This is a genomic window from Actinomadura sp. 7K534 (genome assembly GCF_004348575.1).
GTDB classification, from domain to species: domain Bacteria; phylum Actinomycetota; class Actinomycetes; order Streptosporangiales; family Streptosporangiaceae; genus Spirillospora; species Spirillospora livida.
This window is the reverse complement of the sequence record NZ_SMKB01000151.1, coordinates 1-17,791: the sequence shown is the minus strand read 5'-3', so window position 1 is coordinate 17,791 and position 17,791 is coordinate 1. Positions and strand designations below refer to the sequence as shown.

Sequence of the window (17,791 nt, the reverse complement as noted above, 5' to 3'; positions counted from 1 at the left end):
CCCCGGCCCCCCGCCCCTGAAATAGGGAGAGACCATTGCGCCGAATCTTTGGCATCGCCGCCCTCGCGGCGCTGGCGGCGGCCACCGCCACCGCGTGCTCCGACTCCGCTGCCGAGTCCGAGTACGGCAAGAACCTCACCGGTGAGCCGGTCAAGCTGTCGGTGATCGCCTCCGGCCCCGGCCCCATCTACCAGCCCGAACTGCTGAAGGCCGCCAAGGCCGCGGTCAACGCGGTCAACGACGCCGGCGGCGTGAAGCCCGGCGGCGGCGAGGCGCGCCCGCTGGAGCTGGTGCACTGCGAGGCGTCCACCGTCACCGACCCCAACGCGGCCACCAAGTGCGCCCGCGAGGCCATCGACCAGAAGGTCGTCGCCGGCGTCGGCAAGTACGTCTCGTCGGACGCCGTCGTCCAGGCGTTCCAGGGGGCGGACATCCCGCTGGTCGGCACGATGGTGCAGACCGGCCAGGACTTCACCAACCCCGCGTCCTTCCCGATCATCGGCGGCTCGCCGGTGCTCTCGGCGGGCACCGGCATCGCGCTGCAGAAGGCGGGCGCGAAGACGGTGGCGGTCGTGACCGGCGACAGCCCGTCCGGGCGGCTGGTCCCGCAGTACGTGAAGGCGCTGCTGGAGTCGCCCGGCGACCTGAAGGGCGCCTACTACCTGCCGTTCGACGCGTCGGCCGACCTGACCTCGAACTTCAGCGAGATCGCCGCCGCCAACCCCGACGGGGTCGCGCTGCTGGCCTCGACCGACGTCACCAGCAAGACCATCGTCGGGCTGCGGCAGGCCGGCTACAAGGGCAAGATCTCGGTGGTCGCGACGGCCGTGTCCGAGGGCTCGCTGGAGAAGACCGGCGAGGCGGGCGAGGGCACCATCGTCGTCAGCGACTACGAGCCGGTGACCAGCACGTCCAACCCGAAGATCAAGCAGTTCCTGGACGAGATGAAGAAGTACGGGGACGGCGAGGTCGAGGGCACCGAGTTCGCGCTGAACGCCTGGGCGTCGGTCCACCTGGTGGCCGAGCGGCTCAACGGGCTGTCCGAGGTCAGCGGAGCCGCGCTGATGAAGGCGCTCGAAGGCAGCAAGGTGTCGCTCGGCATCGCGCCCGACTTCACCTACGGCGAGGCGAACTTCCTGAAGCTGCCGCGGATCCCGCGGGCCACCGTCCAGTTCCAGACCGTCGAGGACGGCAAGATCACGGCGCCGGACGGCGGGGAGTTCACCGACCTCAACCAGGCCGCGAAGAAGTAACACGGACCCGGCCGGGAGCCTCGCCATGAACGACCTGCTCACGTTTCTCATCCTGGGGCTGTCGGTGGGGGCGGTCTACGCCCTCACCGCCCAGGGGCTGGTGCTGATCTACCGCGGCAGCGGGGTGGTGAACTTCGCGCAGGGCGCCTACAGCATGATCGGCGCCTACATCTTCTACCGCGTCGCTCCGGACCTCGGGCTCCCGCAGCCCGCGGCGTGGCTGCTCGCCCTCGGCGTGCCCGCGCTGCTCGGCGCCGCCACGCACCTGCTGCTGATGAAGCACCTGCGGCGGGCGTCGTCGCTGGTGCGGCTCGTCGCGACCCTCGGCGTGTTCGCGCTGCTGGTCGGGATCGGCTACCAGCTGTGGGGACGCGGGCAGGACCTCGTCGTCTCCCCGCTTCCGCACGAGCCGCACCACCTGTTCGGCGCGGACGCGGGGATCGGCGAGGACCGCTTCTGGGTCATCGGCATCGCCGCCGTCCTGACGGTCGGCCTGGTCGCGCTGTTCCGGTGGACGCCGTTCGGGCGCTCCACCGAGGCGATCGCGGAGAACCCGGTGGCCGCGGCGGCGCTCGGCAAGTCGCCGGACGTGGTCGCCACGGCCAACTGGGTGCTCGGCGCCGTCCTGGCGTCCCTGGCCGGGATCCTGGTCGCGCCGATCCTGTTCCTCAGCGTCGAGGCGCTGTCCCTGATCGTCCTGCGCTCGCTGGCGGCGGCGCTCGTCGGCCGGTTCTACTCGTTCTGGAAGACGCTCGCCGCGGCGCTGGTCATCGGCGTCGTCGAGACGCTGCTGGCGCGCTACATCACCAATGAGGGCCCGCTGGCGCCGTTCGTCTCCGACGACCGGCTGCTGTTCGGGGCGTTCACCGCCCAGTCGGTGTCCCACTCCGCCGCGTTCCTCATGATCGTGGTCGTGCTCTTCGTCGCGGGCCGCAACCTGCCCGCGCGCGGAGAACTGCTCGACCGGCTGCCCGTGCTGGGCACGGGACGGATCTCCCTGCCCGGCCTGCTGGTGGCGGTGGCGCTGACCGTCGCCCTCATCCTGGCGGTGCCGTCGTCGTGGGCGGCATCGATCCAGGTCAGCCTGGCCGCCGCGATGATCTGCCTGTCGCTGGTGGTGGTCACCGGCCTCACCGGGCAGATCTCGCTGGCGCAGATGGGCCTGGCCGGCACCGGCGCGTGGATCGCCGGGAAGCTCGTCCAGACGCAGTCGTGGCCGTTCGTCCCGGCCCTCGTGGCCGCCGTGGTCATCACCACCGTGGTCGGGGTCGTGGTCGCCGTCCCCGCGCTCCGCACCCGGGGGGTGAACCTGGCGCTGCTGACCTTCGGCCTGACGGTCGTGCTGTCCCAGCTGATCCTGCAGAACCCGGCCCTCACCGGCGGGCTGGAGGGGATCGACATCGGCAAGCTGAGCGTGTTCGGCCTCCCCATCGACGGGTTCGACCATCCGCGCCGGCTGGCCTTCGTCACGCTGGCGGTCCTCATCGCGGTCTGCGTCGCGGTGGCGAACGTCCGGCGCTCCGGCACCGGGCTGCGGCTGATCGCGCTGCGCAGCAACGAGCGGGCCGCCGCGGCGCTCGGCCTCAACAGCGCGGCGATCAAGGTCTACGCGTTCGGGCTCGGGGCGGCGCTCGCCGCGCTCGGCGGCGTGTTCCTGGCCTTCCGGCAGCAGAACCTGGTGCTGACCGAGTTCTCGCCGTTCTCGTCGGTGCAGCTGGTCGTCTACACGGTGATCGGCGGGATCGGCTACGTGATCGGCGCGATCGGGGCCGGCACGTTCGCCCCCGGGGGCATCGGCGGGCAGATCCTGCACTCGTTCGGGCTCGGCACCAACGCGCTGGAGATCGTCTCGGGCGCCATGCTGCTGCTGATCATTCTCGCGAACCCCAGCGGGATGGCCTTCGAGCAGGTCAGAGCCGTCTCGATGGTCCGCGAGCGGGTCGGGTCCCGGCGGCGCCGGGCACCCGCGGCGGTCGCGCCGCCCGTCCTCGGGCAGGGCGGGGAGGCGCCGCGGGCCGAGCGCTCGGAGAGCGCCCGCACCCTGGAGGTCGACGGGCTGAGCGTCCGCTTCGGCCGGGTGCGCGCGGTCGACGAGGTGAGCCTGCGCGTCCGGCCCGGCGAGGTCGTCGCGCTGATCGGGCCGAACGGCGCCGGCAAGACGACGGTGATCGACGCGCTGACCGGCTTCGTCAAGCCGGAGCGCGGCGCGCGGATCCGGCTCGGCGAGCACGCCCTGGAGGACTGGGGCGCCGCGCGCCGGGCGCGTGCCGGGCTCGTCCGCTCCTTCCAGTCCCTGGAGCTGTTCGAGGACCTGACCGTGCTGGAGAACCTCCTCGTGACGTCGGGGAGCCCGGCGCGGCGGTACGTCACCGACATGGTCCGCCCGCGCATCCCGCGGCTGACGGCCGCCGGGGAGGCCGCCGTCCAGGAGTTCGGCCTCGCCGAGGACCTGGCGCGGCTGCCCGACGAGCTGCCGCACGGGCGGCGCAGGCTGCTGGCGATCGCCCGCGCCGTGGCGTCCGACCCGGCCGTGCTGCTCCTGGACGAGCCCGCCGCGGGCCTCGGCGAGGAGGAGACGGCCGAGCTGGCCAGGCTGATCCGGCGGCTGGCCGACACCCTCGGCATCGCCGTCCTGGTGATCGAGCACGACATGTCGTTCGTGCAGACCTGCGCCGACCGGATCGCGGTGCTCAACTTCGGGCGGCTGATCGCGGACGGCGCGCCGGAGGAGATCCTCCGGGACCCGGCCGTGGTCGAGGCCTACCTCGGAACCGACGCGCGGGCAGAGCCGGAAAGGGCGTGAGGACCATGCTGCTGAAGGTCGAAGGGATGTCCGCCGGGTACTCGGGCGTGGACGTCATCCGCGATCTCGACCTGACCATCGACAAGGGCGAGGTCGTCGCGCTGCTCGGCCCGAACGGTGCCGGGAAGACCACGACGCTGCTCGCGCTGGCGGGGGTGCTCGCGCCGACGTCCGGGCGGGTCCTGTACCGGGACGCCCCGCTGCGCGGCGCGCTGCACCAGCGGGCGCGGCGCGGCGTCTCCTACATCAGCGAGCAGGGCTCGGTGTTCAGCCGGCTGACGACGCTGGCCAACCTGCGGCTCGGGCCGGGCCCGGTCGCCGACGCGCTGGCGCTGTTCCCCGAGCTGGAGCCGCTGCTCAAGCGGCGCGGCGGGCTGCTGTCCGGCGGTGAGCAGCGGATGCTCGCGCTGGCCCGGAGCCTGGCGGGCAGACCGGATCTGCTGCTGGTGGACGAGCTGTCGCTGGGCCTCGCCCCGCTGATCGTGCGGCGGCTGCTGGAGCGGCTGCGCGCGGCCGCGGACGAGGCCGGGACGGCGGTGCTGATCGTCGAGCAGCACGCCTCGCAGGTGCTGGCGGTCAGCGACCGCGGGTACGTGCTGCGCCGCGGCCGGCTGTCGCTGTCCGGCACGGGCGCCGAGCTGCTGGCCTCTCCCGAGGCCCTCCAGGCGGCCTACCTGGGGGCGGGCGCGGACGCCTCGTCCGGCTGACCGCCGCGTACGGACCGGCGGCGTGCCGGGGACTGGGCGGAGTCCCCGGCACGCCGCTTCCGCGTGCCCGTGTACAGATGCCTGTGCCGCGTTGCGCGGGTCAGCGGGGGAGGCCGAGGCCGCGCCGGGCGATGATGCCGCGCTGGATCTCGCTCGTCCCGCCGTAGATCGTCGTGCCGAGGGAGAAGCGGAGCGCGTGCTCGACCCGCCCGCCCTCGGGCGCGCCGGGGGACAGCCGGCTGCGCACGGCGTCCGGGCCGAGGAGGTCGAACAGGTCCTCGGCGGCCCGGGTCAGCGCCTCGGAGCTGAACAGCTTGGCCATCGGCCCCTCAGCCACGGGCACGTCGCCCCGCTGCGCCATGGCCGCCGCGCGCCGCTGGAGCAGCAGCGACACCTCGGCCTCGGCGGCGCACCGGCCGAGCCGCTCCCGCACGTCCGGGTCCTCGATCCGCGGCCGCCCGGACCCGCCGCGGGCGGTGCGCGCCCAGCCCTCCGCCGCCTCCAGCAGGCCGAGCATCGAGGCGCCGAAGCCGGTCGAGTGCTCCTCCTGGAGCGCCTCGCCCAGCACGCGCCAGCCGCCGCCGACCTCGCCGATCCGCCAGTCGTCATGGACCCGCGCGTCGCGGTAGTAGGTGATGTTCGTCCGCTCGCCGGAGATGGTGCGCACGGCCTGGACCTCGATGCCGGGCTGGTCGAGCGGGACGAGGAAGACCGTCAGCCCCCCGTGCTTGGACGAGGCGTCGGTCCGCGCCAGGAGGAACACGTGGTCGCCGATGTGGGCGTTGGTCGTGAACATCTTGGAGCCGTTGACGACCCACTCGTCGCCGTCGCGCACCGCGCGGGTCCGCGCGGCGGCGAGGTCCGACCCGCACTCGGGCTCGGTGAACCCGAGCACGATGAGGATCTCCCCGCGCAGCGCCCTCGGGATGATCTCCGCCCGCTGCCGGTCGGTCCCGGCGTGCAGGATCGCGCGGGCGACCATGTGCGTCGTGCTGACCCCGTACGTGGGGGCCTCCGCCTTGCTCAGCTCCTCCTCGACCACGCACCGGTCGAGCGGGTCGCAGGGACGGCCGCCCCACTCCTCGGGCCAGCCGAGAGCGAGCAGCCCCGCCTCGTGCATCGCGCGGACGAACCCGTCGTCATGGGCCACGCCCGTCCGGTGGCAGCGCTCGGCCAGCTCTTCTGTCAGGTGCTCCTTGAGGAACGCCCTGACCTCCGCGCGCAGCGACTCGCCTCGTTCTCCTATGCGGAAGTCCACTGTTCCCCCATCTGTGCGGCGCCGTACCGGCGGTCGGCCGCCCTGCGGTAGGCGGCGCGCGGTTCGAGGCAGACGGCCCCCCACGCCCGCGCGCGCCGGTAGTAGAGCTGGATGTCGTACTCGTCGGTGAAGCCGTAGCCGCCGTGGAAGTGCAGCGCGCGGTACGTCGCGTCGCGGGCCGTCTCGGTCGCGAACGCGAAGGCCATGGCCGCCAGCTCGGCGAACCGCTCCGGCTCCGCGTCGTGCGCCCACGCCGCCTCGTGGCTCAGCAGCCGGGCGCCGTCGACGGCGGTGGCCGAGTCGGCGAGGGCGTGGGCGATGGACTGGAACGAGCCGATGGGGACGCCGAACGCCCGGCGCTCCTTGACGTAGCCGACGCCGATCTCGACGGCGCGGGCGGCGACGCCGACCTGCGCGGCCGCCGTGAGCAGCAGGAACTCGTCCAGCGCGGCCTCGTAGGCGGCCGCGGCGACCGGCCCCGACGCGAGCGGCTCGGCGTCCGGGCCGAGGCGCAGGTCGGCGAGCGGCATCGAGCCGAGGTTCCCGGCCTGGGCGTGCCCGCCCGGGGACCGGACGAGCAGCAGCCGGTCCCCGTCCATCACCAGTGCGTCATCGGCGACCGCCCCGGCCGGTACGAGTGCGGCCACGCCGTCTCGGGCCGGATGGACGGCCAGGGTCACGGTGCGCCCGCCCGCCAGTGCCGCGGCGAGCACGGCGGCGGCGGGCGGCGTGTCCAGCCTGGCCAGGAGTCGCGCGGCGACCTGCGCCTCCACGATCGGGGCGGGGGCGATGAAGCGTCCCTGGACCTCGGCGACGAGCGCGAGGTCGAGCGGCGCCGCACCCCAGCCGCCGTCCTCCTCGCCGACGGCCATGGCCACGGCACCCGCGTCGCGCACCGCGTTCCACAGCCGCGGATCGAAGCCGAGCGGCTCGGCCGCGCGCACGCGGGACGGCGACGCCGCGTCCCCGAAGAGGGCGGTGAAAGACGCGACGAGCTGGCGTTGCTCGTCGCTCAGACCAACATCCATGCCGGAATCCAGTTCCTGGTTCTATGTCTGGACGATCCCGTTCCGGGTCGCCCGCAGGCCGTTCAGCTCGGCGTCCCACCCGTCGGCCGGGACGCCCGCCGCGCGCAGCGGCCCCTTCATGATCTTGTTGGAGGCCGACCTCGGCAGTTCGGCGGTGCACGCGATGAAGCGGGGGACGGCGAAGTAGGGCAGCCGCTCCGCCAGGTAGCGGAACAGGTCGGCCGGGTCGGGCGGGCCCTCCGGGTGGGGGACCACCAGCAGCAGGACCTCGTCCTCGCTGTGCTCGCTGGGCACCCCGACCGCGGCGGTCTCGGTGACCTGCGGGTGCGTGTTCGCCGCGGCCTCGACCTCCAGCGAGGATATGTTCTCGCCGCGGCGGCGGATGCTGTCGCGGATGCGGTCGACGAGGAAGAACTCGCCGTCGGCCGTCCTGCGGACGGCGTCCCCGGTGTGGAAGTAGGAGTTCCGCCAGGCCTCCGCCGTGGCCTCCGGGCGGCCGAGGTAGCCCTGGAACATCGTCCAGGGCTCGTGCGGGCGGACGACGAGTTCGCCGATCCGCCCGTCCGGGACCGGCCGGTCGTGCTCGTCCACGACCAGGGCCTCGAACCCCGGGCGCACCCATCCCAGCCCGCCGGCGCCCGACACCCCGTGCGGGGCCGCGAGCGGCGTCGCGGCCTCCGTGCTGCCGTAGCCGGCGCAGTACGCGACCCCGAACCGCTCGCAGAAAGCGTCGACGTCCGCCGGGACGGGCGCCAGGCACACCTTGCGCAGGCCGCTGGACCGCTCCAGTGGGCTCGGCGCCTGCGCCTCAAGGAAGCGCGCCATGGCGCCGGTGAGCACGGCGAAGGTCGAGCCGCTCTGGACGATGTCCTCCCAGAAGCCCGACGCCGTGAACCGGGGGCTGATGTAGGCGCGCGCACCGGCGATCAGGGCGTTGTACACGCCCCACAGCTGCCCGCCCACATGGAACAGCGGCATCGCCACGTAGCTGGTGTCGTCGAACTCCACCGCGCCGATGTACACGGGGCTCGCGTATCCGTACGCCTGGGCGTGGGGGACGAGGACGCCCTTGCTCGGCCCGGTCGTCCCGGACGTGTAGAACACCGCTGCGGTGTCCCAGGGCGCGGCGTCCTCGACCGTGGGCTCACCCTCGGGCAGGTCGAACCGGCCGCGGCCGCTCTCCGCGGGGACGTGCTCGATGACGCTGCCGCGCAGCCGTCCGCCGTCCGCCGCCGCCAGGCGGCCGAGGTAGTGCGTCTCGGTGATCGCCGCGACGGCGCCGCTGTCCCGCACGACGTGGTCGAGGAACCCGCCGGCGAACGCGGTGTTCACCGGGACCTCCACCGCCCCGGCGCAGGTCAGGCCGAGCCAGGCGAGGATCGCGTCGACATGGTTGTCCAGCATCAGCAGTACCCGGTCGCCTGGCCGGATGCCGTGGGCGCGCAGGCTCCCCGCCAGCGCGGCGGCCTCGTCCAGCAGCGCGCCGTAGCCGATCTCGGCGCCGGGCCCGGCGATCGCCGGGCGGCCGGGATGCCGCTCGGCCCGCTCCCGCAGTACGTGGACGACGGTGCGCCTTTCCAAAGGCGGCAGCGAGCCTTCGAAGGACGGTTTCACGGTGCCTCCCCGCTCACAGATCTCGTGGGTTCCGTCTCGAAGCGCAGCACGCCGCTGACGGCCGTCCGGCCCTGCCCGTTGCGGACCAGCGCCTCGGCGGTCCCGTCGCGGCCGGGGGTGTAGGTGATCGTCAGCCGGTCCGCGTCCGACACCGGGCTCCGGTAGGAGACCTCGGCGCCGCGGAGCCCGCGCAGGCCCACCGGGCCGAGGGTGCGCTCGGCGAGCCTGGCGACGATGCCGAGGGTGACCTCCCCGGGCAGCGCGGGCGCGGCCAGCCCGAGTTCGCGCGCCCGGTCCGGGTCGATGTGCATCGCGTCCTGCACGCTTCCGGCGGCGGTCAATCCCAGCAGGGTGCGGAAGACCGCCGCCTGGTAGGGGTGGACCCTCTCCCGCACCGTGACCGCCCTGCCGCCGCCCGGGGAGGGATCCGCGCCGGTCGCCGGGGGCGTCGGCCGCCGCGCCGGGGGCGGCTCGCCGGGAAGGCGGAAGTGCACGTCGAGCGACGACCGGGCGATCCGCTCGCCGTCCGCGCGGGTCTCGACGTCGAGCGTCAGCACCAGCCGGTCGCCGGAGCGTTCCTTGACGCGGAGATCGGCCGACGCCCGCGCCCCGGCGCACTCGGGGGCGAGCGGGCGGTCGAGGGAGACGCGCCACGCGCGGGCGAAGGAGGGGAGGCCCGCGTCCTGGACGCCGGCGGCGAAGTCGGTGAGCGCGGCGTGCGCGAAGCGGGTCGCGAACGTCGGCAGCGTCGTGAAGCCGGGCGCCGACTCCCAGACGAGCGAGCGGGCGTTGCGCGCGTCCGCCCCGGTGGCGATGGCGTAGGTGATCGTGTCCCGCAGCGACCACCGCACGGGGTACGCGCGCCGCTCCCAGCGGTCCACGAGACGCAGGATCTCCGAAACGCCGTCGGGCACGGCACCTCCTCGGGGTCTGTCCGCGAAACCCAATCCAATTTCGACGTCGTTGTCAATAGACGGCCGCAGGGCGTAGATTGCCTGCGGGCGCCGCGCCGGACCGCGCGGCGCGGTCGCCGCAATCGGATCGGTCGGGAGTGAGGACGATGGGGGCTGGTGGCGAGCGGGCCGCGGCGGAGGAGCCGGCGCGGCCCTGGGACCAGGACGAACTGCTCCGGCTGATGGACGTCCGGCCCGCCGGGCCGGGCCGGTACACGGCGCCTCCGCACGGGGGCGCCGAACGCAACGTGGTGGAGGCCGGCCAGCTCCTCGCGGACGCCGTCGTCGCGGCCGCCAAGGAGATCCCCGACCAGCGGGTGACCTCGGCGTCAATGGTGTTCTCACGGGCCGCCGGCCACGACAAGGGCATCGCCGTCGACCTGGACGTGGTGCACCGGGGCCGGACCTATTCCACCGTCCAGGCGCGGGTGACGCAGAAGGACAGGCTCCGGTGCGCGGGGCTGATCCTCATGGGCGCCGACGCCGACGACCTGGTCACCTCGACCGCGCCGATGCCCGACGTCCCGCGGCCGGACGAGGTGCGCCCCTTCGGGCCGCCCGGCATGCGGGTGCGGGGCCGCGAGCTCCGCGTCGTCGACGACGCCTACGACTGGGACCCGCAGCACGTCGGGCCGCCCGAACTGCTGGTGTGGACCCGCTTCGCCGCCGCGCCCGCGGCGTCCTACCTGCACACCGCGCTGATGACGCACTCGGTCACGCACTGGACGATCGCCGCGGCGCTGCGTCCGCACGCCGGGTACAGCGAGGCGATGGCGCACAAGACGATCTCCACGGGGATCTCCAAGGCCACGGTCGCCTACCACGACGACATCGACGTCTCCCGGTGGTTCCTCTACGCGAACCAGGTCGTCTACACCGGGCGCGGGACGACCCAGAGCGAGGGCCGCGTCTACGCCGAGGACGGCCGGCTGGTGGCGTCGTACGCCGTGCACGGGATGATCCGCCCCCTGGTGCGCCGCCCCGGCGCCCCGGACATGGTGCTCTGATTCACCCGTCCGTTGATTTTGACATCGACATCGATATATTCTGGCGGCGAGCCGACCGCCCCCGCAGGAGCGGACGCCGCCGAGCGGGCTACCACCGGTCCCCGGGCTCCCGCGCAAGAGGCGATATTCCGACCGGAGAGGGAGACGATCCATGCCGTCACGTGACCTGCCGTATCCGCTGTTCGACGCGGACAACCACCTGTACGAGACCGAGGACGCCTTCACCCGGTACCTGCCGAAGCAGTACCAGGGCGCCATCGAGTACGTGCAGGTCCGCGGCCGCACGAAGATCGCGATCCGGGGGCAGATCAGCGAGTACATCCCGAACCCGACGTTCGAGAAGGTCGCCCGCCCTGGGGCGCAGGAGGACTACTTCAAGAACGGCAACCCCGAGGGCAAGTCGTACCGGGAGATCGTCGGCAGGCCGATCGAGTCGATCCCGGCGTTCCGCGAGCCCGGGCCCCGGCTGGAGCTGATGAACGAGCAGGGCATCTCGCGGACCCTGATGTTCCCGACGCTCGCCAGCCTCCTCGAAGACCGGATGCGGGACGACCCGGAGCTGACCCACGCCGCCGTCCACTCCCTGAACCAGTGGCTGGACGAGGTCTGGTCGTTCAACTACAAGGACCGCATCTACACCGCCCCGGTGATCACCCTCCCGATCGTCGAGGAGGCCGTGAAGGAACTGGAGTGGTGCCTGGAGCGCGGCGCGCGCGTCGTGCTGGTCCGCCCCGCGCCCGCGTTCGGCGTGGCCGGCCCCCGCTCGGTCGCGCTGCCGGAGTTCGACCCGTTCTGGAAGCTCGTCCAGGACAGCGGCACGATGGTGGCCTTCCACTCCTCCGACAGCGGCTACCAGCGGTACACCGCCGACTGGGAGGGCAAGCAGCGCGAGTACCTGCCGTTCACGCTGCAGCCGTTCCGCGAGATCGGGCAGTGGCGCGCGATCGAGGACACGGTGGCGTCGCTGATCTGCCACGGCTGCCTGTCCCGCTTCCCCGACCTGAAGATCGCCACCATCGAGACCGGCTCGTCGTGGGTGGGGCCGCTGCTGGAGAAGCTGCAGACCACCTTCAAGAAGATGCCGCAGGGCTTCGACGAGGACCCGGTGGAGCAGATGCGCCGGCTGATCCACGTGAGCCCGTTCATCGAGGACGACATGGCCGCGCTCGCCGACCTGCTCGGCATCGACCGGGTGCTGTTCGGGTCGGACTTCCCGCACCCCGAGGGCAAGGCCGACCCGATCACCTACGTCGACGACCTCGCCCACCTCGACGACGAGGCCAAGGCCAAGATCATGGGCGGGAACCTCTCCCGCCTCATCCCCGCGTGACCTGACCGTCCCCGGGGCCGCCCGCCCGCCGTGGCCTCGGCACGACGCCACGGCGCCGAAAGGTCCGCCGCCACCCCCGGGCGGCGGGCCTTTCTCCACCCTCCGGGCGGTCGCAGACACGGACGCGGGCCGTGCGGGGCCCGGTTCCGGACGAAGGAGCGACCAAGATGACGAGGGCTCTCGCCGGCCTCTACCTGCCGCAGGTCCGGATGGACTTCGCGGCCATCGAACGGCGCGCGCGGGTCGCCGAGGAGGCGGGCTTCCACTCCGCCTGGTTCATCGACCACCTCGCGCCGCCCGCCGCCCGCGATCTCGACCTGCTCGACGCCTGGACGGTCGCGACGGCGGTCGCCATGCGCACCGAGCGGCTGCGCGTCGGCCACCTCGTCCTGTGCGCCGAGTTCCGCCACCCGGCGGTCCTGGCGAAGATGGCCGCCAGCCTCGACGTCGTCTCCGGCGGGCGCCTGGAACTCGGCCTCGGCTGGGGGTCGGTCGCCCGGGAGCTCACCGACTACGGATTCCCCGACCCCGGCCCGGAGGCCCGCGCCGGCCGGCTCGCCGAGACCATCGAGATCCTCCGCCTGCTGTGGACCGGCGAACCGGTCGACTTCGACGGCGCGCACTGGACGCTCCGGGACGCGGTCTGCCGGCCCCGCCCCGCGGCCGGCCGGGTGCCGATCCACATCGGCGGCGCCGGCCGCCGCCTCACGATGCCGCTGGTCGCCGGACGGGCCGACTGGTGGAACTGCCCGTCGAGCGCCGCGGACCGCCTCGCCGAACTCCGCCCGTCGGCCGGCTCGGCGCGGGTCTCCGTCCAGCACCCGATCGGCCTGGCCGCCTCCTCGGCCGCCCGGGACGAGGTCGTCGAGACCGCGCACCGCCGCTTCGGCGCCTGGGGCGGGGTCATCGCCGGGACCCCCGACGAGGTCGCCGCCGCGCTGGCCCGCGAACGCGAGGCCGGGGCCGAGCTCTTCGTGTGCCAGTTCCACGACTTCGGCGCCCCGGAGACGATCCGGCTCTTCGCCGAGGAAGTGCTGCCGGCGCTCGGATGACCGACCACCCTCGAAAGGCGCGGAACTTGACCACCAGCACCGATCCGGACAGGTCCGCGGCCATGCTCGCGGAACTGGGCTTCACGACGAGAATGGCCGGCGGCGAACTGCACGGCGCGGCCTCGATCACCGCCGCGATGCACGTCCCGGGCGTCCCGCGGCTGCGGACGTCCATCCTCGCCGTGTGGACCGACACGCTGACCGGTCTGCTGGCCACGCAGGTGACGGCCCCTCGCGTGCCGGTGACCCTGGAGCTCGACGTGCAGCTGTACCGTCCCGCCCCGGCGGAGGGGACCGTCGAGGGGGTCGCCAGAGCCGTCAAGGTCGGCCGCTCCGTGTTCGTGGCCGACGTCGAATTCAGCTCGTCCGGGGAACCGCTGGCGATCGCGAGCGCGTCCTTCATGATGGCGCCGGACCCCGGGCTCACCGTGCCGGACGCCTTCAGCGTCGAGCTCCCGGCGCCGCCGGAACCGCTGGCCACGCCGCTCGCCGAGCGCGCGGGCTGCGTACGCCGCGGCCCGGGCGTCGCCGTCCTGCCCCGCTCCGCGGACGGCCTGAACATCTCCGGCACGATCAACGGCGGCCTCATCGCCCTGGCCGCGGAGGAGGCCGCGCTGTCGCTGGCGCCGGGCGGCACCCTGGCCTCGCTCGGCCTGCGCTACCTCCAGCCGGCGCGCACGGGACCCGTCGTCGCCACGGCTCGCCTGCGGGACGGCCTGGGCCGGGTCGAACTGCGCGACTCCGGCAACGGCGACCGCCTCACCGGCACCGCGACCGCCAGAACCTTCGGGACGGCGGCCTAACCTGCCGCCCGGACGGGGTGGAGGACCTCGCCGGCGAACCGGCGCAGGCCGTCCAGTGCCTCCCGGGAACGAGCCCAGGGCGCGACGATCAGGCGGGTCACCCCCGCCTCGGCATAGGCGCCGACCTCGTCCGCCCGGCTGATCCGCGCGCCGGGCAGCGTTACCTCGACCGGCGTCGTCCGCCCCTCGCGTTCGGCCAGCTCGCGCAGCCGCGCCAGGGACCGGGGGAGCCGCTCCAGCGTGTGGTTCATCGGCATCCACCCCGTGCCGACGGTGGCCGCCCGGCGCAGCGCCGCCGCCCCGTCGCCGCCGATGTGCAGCGCCGGTCCCGGCCGCTGCACCGGCTTCGGCTCGAACGCCACGGGCCCGAAGTCGAAGAACTCGCCGTGGTGCTCCACCACGTCCTCGCTCCACAGGCGGCGGCAGACCGCGATCGCCTCGTCCACCCGAGCCCCGCGGCGGTCGAAGTTCAGGCCCACGGCCTCCCACTCCGCGCGCAGCCAGCTCGCCCCCACCCCGAAAGCCAGCCGCCCGCCGGACAGGACGTCCACCGTCGCCGCCGCCCGCGCGGTCACGAACGGATGCCGCAGCCCGATGTTGTACACGCACGTGCCGAGCTTCAGCCGGGCCGTCCGTGCCGCCAGGTGGCTCAGCACTCCCAGCGCGTCGAACACCGGGACGTCCGGCCGCAACGGCGGATGCTCGGCGTCCCGGTGCGGGCTCCCCGCCACCTCGACCGGCAGGACCAGGTGCTCGGGGAGCCAGACCGACTCGAACCCGAGCCGCTCCGCCTCCTCCGCCACCTCGCCCCACAGCCGCGGGCTGACGGCGCCGAGCTGGACCCCGAACTCCATCGCGGTCACTGGCCCTTGACCTTGTCCTTCATCCCCGTGAGCTGCATGAGGACGGGCAGGCCGCTCTCGCTGAGGGCGTTGCCGTGCCCGGTCTCGTGGATGTCGAAGACCGACTGGATCGCGGCGTAGAAGCCCTGCACATCGAGGGTCTGGTTGACGGCGCGCTTGGCCTGCCGCAGTGCGAACGGGTGCATCTGCGCGATCTGCCCGGCCAGCTCCATGGCCGCCGTGTCGAGGTCGTCCAGCGGTACGACCCGGTTGACCATGCCGACCTTCTCGGCCTCCTCGGCGGTGACCGGCCGCCCGGTGAACAGGATCTCCTTGGCCTTGCGCGGCCCCAGCTCCCAGGTGTGCCCGTGGTACTCCACACCCCCGATGCCCATGTGCACCACCGGGTCGGAGAACTGCGCGTTCTCCGCCGCCACGATCAGGTCGCACGGCCAGCACAGCATCAGCCCGCCCGCGATGCACTTGCCCTGCACCGCCGCGATCGACGGCTTGGGGACGTTGCGCCACCGCAGCGTGTACTCCAGGTACCGGCGCGCCTCGATGTTGTAGATGTACTCAAGGGTGAGCTTCTCCGGCGCGGGACCGCCGCCCTTCAGGTCGTGCCCGGCGGAGAAATGCCTGCCGTTGGCCTTCAGCACGATGACGCGCACCTCGTCGTCGGCGGCGGCGCGGGTCCATGCGGCGTCGAGGTCGTCCAGCAGTTCCATGGTCTGCGCGTTGGCGGCCTCGGGGCGGTTCAGCGTGATGACCGCCACCCGGTCCCTGACCTCGTACAGAATCTGCTCCATCGGGCTCTCCCCATCCACTTCGCGCCAAGGACCACGACTTTTTAACTTCGGCGTCGATTTCAATATTCGACCACCGTGCGAGACCGTGTCAAGGACATCGCCGCCCGGCGCGGAGCGGGCCGTCCGGGCCGGCTTCCGCGTGCCCGCCGGCGGTCTCAGGGCGCTCTGAGGAGGTGCCGGCCCCGGCTGGTCAGGCGGTGCATGACGTGGGCGCCGTCCCGCTCGCTGCGGACCAGGTCCGCGTCCCGGAGCACCTTCAGGTGGCCGCTGACGGTGGACGCCGGCATGCCCAGCCGCACGGCGAGCGAACCCGTGGTGAACGTACCGGTCAGGGCGCCGAGCACCCGTGCCCGGCCCGTGCCCAGCAGGGCGGCGAGCACGTCCGCGCGGTCGGCGCCGGCCCGGGAATCCGGCGGCGGGCCGCCGATCGGATAGACGACCACCGGCGGCAGGCTGGGGTCGGCGATGGCGATCGGCGTCGTGTGGCAGAAGAAGGACGGGATCAGCCGGACGCCGCGTCCCCTCAGGTACAGGTCGGCGTCCACTGGATACGGCGCGCTGAGCACGGGGTCCCGCCACACGAACGGCGTCAGCGCCGCCAGCATCGCCACCGTGCCGCGCTCCAGCGTCTCCGTCCGCCGCTCCCAGTCGGTGGCGACGGTGGCCTCGACCTCGCTCCAGTCCGGCGCGATCAGCCGGGTGTGGAAGTGCAGGACCGCGTCCGCGACCTGGTCGAGCAGGCCGCGGTCGCCCGCGGCGAGCCGCCGGGTCCAGCCGGGGAGCGTCCGGTACCGGGCCGCCTCGCGCAGTTCGCGGGCCAGCCGGGTCCCGGGGGTGGCGCGCAGCGTCCGCAGCGCGGACGCCATCCCCTCCTCCGACTCGGCGGGGGTCAGGAAGTCGGGGAAGTACGCGGCGTCGGCGGGCGCCAGGTCCCGGAGCAGCCGGGACGCCGCGCGCAGGCCGTCGTCCTGCGACCGCGCCGCCGCCTGGCGCCGCCACGGGTGCAGCCGCCGGGGCAGCCGGGCCAGCGGAGTGGTGAGGACGTGGAGCCCGAGGAACGCCTCCCAGACCGGATCGGCGGACCTCGCGACCTGCACGTGCCGGAAATCGCGGTCGCTGAAGTGGATGCGCAGAACGCCGCCCATCGCCCGACGTTAATACTCGGCGGTAACGAGGGGATTTCGACTGGGCCCGAAAAGCTCGGCCGCACTCAGTCCGCCGGGCTCTTACCATCCGCTGTGCCATTCCGTACCGACCTTCCTCCCGACCGAGGCAGCGAGAACCCCCACCAGGAGGTCCGGGTGAGCCAGTCGAACATCTCCCGCCGGCAGGTGCTGAAGACCGCCGGCGCCGCGACCGCCGCGGCCGCGCTCGGCGGCGCGGGCGTCATCGGATCCGCCACCGCCGCCCACGCGGCCCGTGACGGTTTCGGCCTGCGCATCGTCGAGCACGACGAGCGAGACCCCCGCATGAAGTACTACCGGTTCGCGACCGACGCGATCGGATGGAACCCCGGGGTCAACGTCCTCCTCCCCGACGACTACTCGAGCGGACGGCGCTACCCCGTCCTGTACCTGTTCCACGGCGGCGGCCTCGACCAGGACTTCATCACCTTCGACCGGTGGGGCATCCGCTCCCTCAGCGCCGGCAAGCGCCTCATCATCGTCATGCCCGACGGCGGGCACACCGGCTGGTACAGCAACCCCGTCTCCTCCAACGTCGGCCCCCGCAACTGGGAGACGTTCCACATCGCCCAGCTCCTGCCCTGGGTCGACGCGAACTTCCGCACCTACGCCGAATACGACGGGCGCGCCGTCTCCGGGTTCTCCATGGGCGGCTTCGGCGCGCTGAAGTACGCGGCCAAGTACTACGGCCACTTCGCCTCCGTCAGCTCCCACTCCGGCCCCGCGAGCCTGCGCCGCGACGCGGGCCTCGTCGTGCACTGGGCGAACATCAGCTCCGCGGCCGTCGACCTCGCCGGCGGCACCGTCTACGGGGTGCCGCTGTGGGACGAGGCCAGGGTCAGCGCCGACAATCCCGTGGAGCGCGTCCCCAGTTACCACCACAAGCGGGTCTTCCTCGTCGCCGGGACCAGCCCCGACCCGGTGAACTGGGCCGACTACGTCCAGGAGACACAGGTGCTCGCCGGCCAGCGGGAGTTCCGCGCCCGCCTCGGCGCCGCCGGGATCCCGCACGAATGGCACGAACTCCCCGGCGGCCACGTCCTCCGCGGGGACATGCTCCGCCGCGATCTCGACGGCGTCATAGCCCGGCTCCGCAAGGCCTGACCGCCCCAACCCGACGGCTCCGCCCTGACCGCCCGCCCCGACCG

Annotated in this window: 15 protein-coding genes; 8 read left to right on the top strand and 7 right to left on the bottom strand. The window is 73.4% G+C overall.

Features of this window, described 5'->3' with window-relative positions; all coding sequences use genetic code 11:
- The first annotated feature begins 35 nt into the window (after positions 1 to 35).
- From E1266_RS25205 to E1266_RS25195, 3 genes are read left to right on the top strand one after another with little or no spacing between them, the layout of a single operon-like run.
- On the top strand, positions 36 to 1,253 hold the full coding sequence (locus tag E1266_RS25205) for an ABC transporter substrate-binding protein (protein ID WP_132051016.1): 1,218 nt from the start codon (positions 36 to 38) through the stop codon (positions 1,251 to 1,253).
- A gap of 25 nt (positions 1,254 to 1,278) precedes the next feature.
- Entirely contained in the window at positions 1,279 to 4,056 is a 2,778-nt protein-coding gene (locus tag E1266_RS25200; RefSeq protein WP_132051014.1) for a branched-chain amino acid ABC transporter permease/ATP-binding protein, read from the top strand.
- A gap of 5 nt (positions 4,057 to 4,061) precedes the next feature.
- Positions 4,062 to 4,763, top strand: coding sequence for an ABC transporter ATP-binding protein (locus tag E1266_RS25195; RefSeq protein ID WP_132051020.1), 702 nt, complete (start codon positions 4,062 to 4,064; stop codon positions 4,761 to 4,763).
- Between the two features lie 100 nt (positions 4,764 to 4,863).
- On the opposite strand, the gene E1266_RS25190 is transcribed toward E1266_RS25195, so the two are convergent.
- Genes E1266_RS25190 through E1266_RS38180 form a run of 4 tightly spaced genes read right to left on the bottom strand, consistent with a single transcriptional unit; the run spans position 4,864 to position 9,577 of the window.
- Complete coding sequence (locus tag E1266_RS25190; RefSeq protein WP_132051012.1) at positions 4,864 to 6,021, bottom strand: acyl-CoA dehydrogenase family protein; 1,158 nt, start codon at positions 6,019 to 6,021, stop codon at positions 4,864 to 4,866.
- On the bottom strand, positions 6,006 to 7,049 hold the full coding sequence (locus E1266_RS25185) for an acyl-CoA dehydrogenase family protein (RefSeq protein ID WP_132051010.1): 1,044 nt from the start codon (positions 7,047 to 7,049) through the stop codon (positions 6,006 to 6,008). Before E1266_RS25185 ends, E1266_RS25190 begins: the two co-directional genes overlap by 16 nt.
- Positions 7,050 to 7,070: 21 nt before the next feature.
- On the bottom strand, positions 7,071 to 8,663 hold the full coding sequence (locus tag E1266_RS25180; protein WP_165966202.1) for an AMP-binding protein: 1,593 nt from the start codon (positions 8,661 to 8,663) through the stop codon (positions 7,071 to 7,073).
- Positions 8,660 to 9,577 (bottom strand): MaoC family dehydratase, encoded by a 918-nt coding sequence (locus E1266_RS38180; RefSeq protein WP_165966201.1) that lies wholly within the window; start codon positions 9,575 to 9,577, stop codon positions 8,660 to 8,662. Before E1266_RS38180 ends, E1266_RS25180 begins: the two co-directional genes overlap by 4 nt.
- Before the next feature lie 146 nt (positions 9,578 to 9,723).
- Here E1266_RS38180 and E1266_RS25175 point away from each other — a divergent pair, with 146 nt between their 5' ends.
- From E1266_RS25175 to E1266_RS25160, 4 genes are all read left to right on the top strand, one after another.
- Positions 9,724 to 10,623, top strand: coding sequence for an acyl-CoA thioesterase domain-containing protein (locus tag E1266_RS25175; protein ID WP_132051006.1), 900 nt, complete (start codon positions 9,724 to 9,726; stop codon positions 10,621 to 10,623).
- Positions 10,624 to 10,774: 151 nt separating this feature from the next.
- The gene (locus tag E1266_RS25170) at positions 10,775 to 11,953 is read left to right on the top strand and encodes an amidohydrolase family protein (protein WP_132051004.1); all 1,179 of its coding nucleotides are present in this window, start codon (positions 10,775 to 10,777) and stop codon (positions 11,951 to 11,953) included.
- 167 nt (positions 11,954 to 12,120) lie between these two features.
- Positions 12,121 to 13,005 carry an LLM class flavin-dependent oxidoreductase gene (locus E1266_RS25165; protein ID WP_132051002.1) on the top strand — a complete coding sequence of 295 codons (885 nt, stop codon included), beginning with the start codon at positions 12,121 to 12,123 and terminating at the stop codon, positions 13,003 to 13,005.
- Positions 13,006 to 13,031: 26 nt separating this feature from the next.
- On the top strand, positions 13,032 to 13,808 hold the full coding sequence (locus E1266_RS25160; protein WP_207945903.1) for a PaaI family thioesterase: 777 nt from the start codon (positions 13,032 to 13,034) through the stop codon (positions 13,806 to 13,808).
- Here E1266_RS25160 and E1266_RS25155 read toward each other — a convergent pair.
- From E1266_RS25155 to E1266_RS25145, 3 genes are all read right to left on the bottom strand, one after another.
- A complete protein-coding gene (locus E1266_RS25155; RefSeq protein ID WP_132051018.1) occupies positions 13,805 to 14,662 on the bottom strand; it encodes a TIGR03619 family F420-dependent LLM class oxidoreductase in 858 nt (285 codons plus the stop codon). The two genes, E1266_RS25160 and E1266_RS25155, sit on opposite strands and share 4 nt — an antisense overlap.
- A gap of 5 nt (positions 14,663 to 14,667) precedes the next feature.
- Entirely contained in the window at positions 14,668 to 15,459 is a 792-nt protein-coding gene (locus E1266_RS25150) for an enoyl-CoA hydratase (protein ID WP_132050998.1), read from the bottom strand.
- A gap of 155 nt (positions 15,460 to 15,614) precedes the next feature.
- The gene (locus E1266_RS25145) at positions 15,615 to 16,604 is read right to left on the bottom strand and encodes a helix-turn-helix domain-containing protein (protein ID WP_132050996.1); all 990 of its coding nucleotides are present in this window, start codon (positions 16,602 to 16,604) and stop codon (positions 15,615 to 15,617) included.
- Positions 16,605 to 16,760: 156 nt separating this feature from the next.
- On the opposite strand from E1266_RS25145, the gene E1266_RS25140 reads away from it, so the two are divergent.
- Complete coding sequence (locus E1266_RS25140) at positions 16,761 to 17,747, top strand: esterase family protein (RefSeq protein ID WP_132050994.1); 987 nt, start codon at positions 16,761 to 16,763, stop codon at positions 17,745 to 17,747.
- The last annotated feature ends 44 nt before the right edge of the window (positions 17,748 to 17,791 follow it).